At 65.6% G+C, this 2,877-nt stretch carries 2 protein-coding genes; both read left to right on the top strand.

The genetic code is table 11. The features are described from left to right. A partial coding sequence (locus tag A5906_RS23120; protein WP_245326864.1) for a mannose-1-phosphate guanylyltransferase/mannose-6-phosphate isomerase occupies nucleotides 1-1,395 on the top strand: 1,395 nt, incomplete at its 5' end. A gap of 173 nt (nucleotides 1,396-1,568) precedes the next feature. Next, a partial coding sequence (locus A5906_RS23115) for a UDP-glucose dehydrogenase family protein (RefSeq protein ID WP_080140688.1) occupies nucleotides 1,569-2,877 on the top strand: 1,309 nt, incomplete at its 3' end.

Raw genomic sequence — 2,877 nt, 5'->3', positions numbered from 1 at the left:
CCCCTGATCATGTGCGGCGGTGCCGGCACGCGGCTGTGGCCCGCCTCGCGCGAGGTGCGGCCGAAGCAGTTCCTGCCGCTGTTCGGTGCGCGTTCGACCTTCCAGGACACGCTGCTGCGCGTCTCGGATGCATCGCTGTTCGATCGCCCGATCGTCATCACCAACGCGGCCTATCGCTTCATGGTGCTGGAGCAGCTCGCCGAGATCGGCATCGAGGCCGACGTGATCCTCGAGCCGATGCGGCGCGATTCCGGGCCCGCGATCGCCGCTGGCGCCGTGTTCGCGCAGAACCGCGCCTCTGAGGCGATCGTGCTCGCGCTCGCCGCCGATCACGTCGTGCAGGACAATGCCGCTTTCGTTGCGGCATGCCGCGAAGGCCTCACCGCCGCGAGCGCCGGGCGCATCGTCACCTTCGGCGTCAAGCCGGAGCGGCCGGCGACCGAATACGGCTATATCAGCCCGGGCGAGGTGATCTCCGGCGCGGTGCACGCGGTCGCGCGCTTCGTCGAGAAGCCGGACGCCGTGACGGCGGCCGACTACGTCAATTCGGGGTTTCTCTGGAACAGCGGCAACTTCATGTTCCCGGCGAGCGTCCTGCTCGACGAATACCGCAAGGTCGATGCGGCAAGCGTCGAGGCGGTCGCCAACGCGGTCAACAATGCCGGCCGCGATCTCGGCTTCGTCACGCTGGAGCCCGAGGCGTTCGGCGCGGCCAAGGCGATCTCGATCGACTACGCCGTGATGGAGAAGACCTCGCGCGCCGCCGTGGTGCCGGTGTCCTGCGGCTGGTCCGACGTCGGCTCCTGGCATGCGGTGTGGGAATTGTCGGAGAAGGATGCGCAGGGCAATGCCGCGCACGGCACCGCGGTGTTCGAGGATTCCCGCAACTGCAACGTCACCACCGATTCCGCGCTGGTCGCGCTCGAAGGTGTCGACGATCTCGTCGTGGTCGCCACCGCGGATGCGGTGCTGGTCTCGCGCCAGAAGGATGCCAACGGCCTGAAGCGGCTCGTCACCAAGCTCAAGGCGGTGGCGCCGAAGGTCACCGAGGAGCATCTCAAGGTGCATCGGCCGTGGGGCAGCTATCAGTCCGTCGACAATGGCGAGCGCCACCAGGTCAAGCGCATCGTGGTGAAGCCGGGTGGGCGGCTGTCGCTGCAGAAGCACCATCATCGCGCCGAGCACTGGATCGTGGTCCGCGGCGCGGCCCGCGTCACCGTCAACGAGACCGTCAAGACCGTGCATGAGAACGAGTCGATCTACATCCCCATGGGCGCGGTGCACCGGATGGAGAACCCCGGCAAGATCATGCTGGAGCTGATCGAGGTCCAGACCGGCTCCTATCTCGGGGAAGACGACATCATCCGGATTGAAGACGACTATCAGCGCTCCTGAATGCACAATTGCATGTCGCGGATTCAGGAGATGTCCGCAATTCCTGTCACGCGCGGCGGCTAGGGATTATTCGCTCAACAAAGCAGCCTGCCCTAATGTTGTGCGTGCGGCCTGATAGAGAAATGGTCTAGGGTGTTCAGTGGAACATCCGTCTGCAACGGAAAGAGTTTTTCATGCGCATCGCGATGATCGGAACGGGCTATGTGGGACTGGTGTCCGGGGCCTGCTTTGCGGATTTCGGTCACGACGTCACCTGCGTCGACAAGGACGAGAAGAAGATCGCGGCCTTGCACCGCGGCGAGATTCCGATCTACGAGCCCGGCCTCGACGAGCTGGTCGCAACCAACGTCAAGGCCAAGCGGCTCGACTTCACCACGGACCTGTCCAAGCCGGTGGCGGACGCCGACGCCGTGTTCATCGCGGTCGGCACGCCCTCGCGCCGCGGTGATGGTCACGCCGATCTGTCCTACGTCTACGCCGCCGCGAAGGAGATCGCGCAGTCGCTGTCCGGCTTCACCGTCGTGGTGACCAAGTCCACCGTGCCGGTCGGCACGGGCGACGAGGTCGAACGCATCATCCGCGAGGCTAACCCTGCGGCCGACGTCGTCGTCGCCTCCAACCCCGAATTCCTGCGCGAGGGCGCGGCGATCCGCGACTTCAAGTTCCCCGACCGCGTTGTCGTCGGCACCTCCGACGAGCGCGGCCGCAAGGTGATGGGCGACATCTATCGCCCGCTGTCGCTGAACCAGGCGCCGCTGATGTTCACCGCGCGCCGCACCGCGGAGATGATCAAATACGCCGCCAACGCCTTCCTGGCGACCAAGATCACCTTCATCAACGAGATCGCCGATCTCTCCGAAAAGGTCGGCGCCAACGTGCAGGAGGTCGCGCGCGGCATCGGCCTCGACAACCGCATCGGCACCAAGTTCCTGCATGCCGGCCCCGGCTTCGGCGGCTCGTGCTTCCCGAAGGACACCAAGGCGCTGATCAAGATCGCGCAGGACTATGACGTGTCCTTGCGCATCGTCGAGTCGGTCCTTGCCGTCAACGAGAACCGCAAGCGCGCGATGGCGCGCAAAGTCAGCCATGCGCTCGGCGGCTCCTTGCGCGGCAAGACCATCGCCGTGCTCGGTCTCACCTTCAAGCCCGACACCGACGACATGCGCGATGCGCCGTCGATCCCGCTGGTCACCGGGCTGATCGACATGGGTGCGAAGGTCAAAGCTTTCGATCCCGTCGGCATGGAGCAGGCGAAGGGTGAGCTGCCCACCATCACCTATTGCGAGGACGCCTATTCCTGCGCGCAAGGCGCCGACGCGCTGGTCATCGTCACCGAATGGGTCCAGTTCCGCGCGCTCGATCTCGACCGGCTCAAGGCAACCATGGCCCAACCGGTCGTCGTCGATCTCCGCAACATCTACCGCCCCGAAGAGATGGCGGCCGCCGGCTTCACCTATGAGAGCGTCGGGCGCTCGTCGCAGG

The sequence above is a fragment of the Bradyrhizobium sacchari genome (assembly GCF_002068095.1).
Taxonomy (GTDB): Bacteria; Pseudomonadota; Alphaproteobacteria; order Rhizobiales; family Xanthobacteraceae; genus Bradyrhizobium; species Bradyrhizobium sacchari.
Note: the sequence above shows the minus strand (reverse complement) of the source record. Positions and strands in the feature narration are given on the sequence as shown.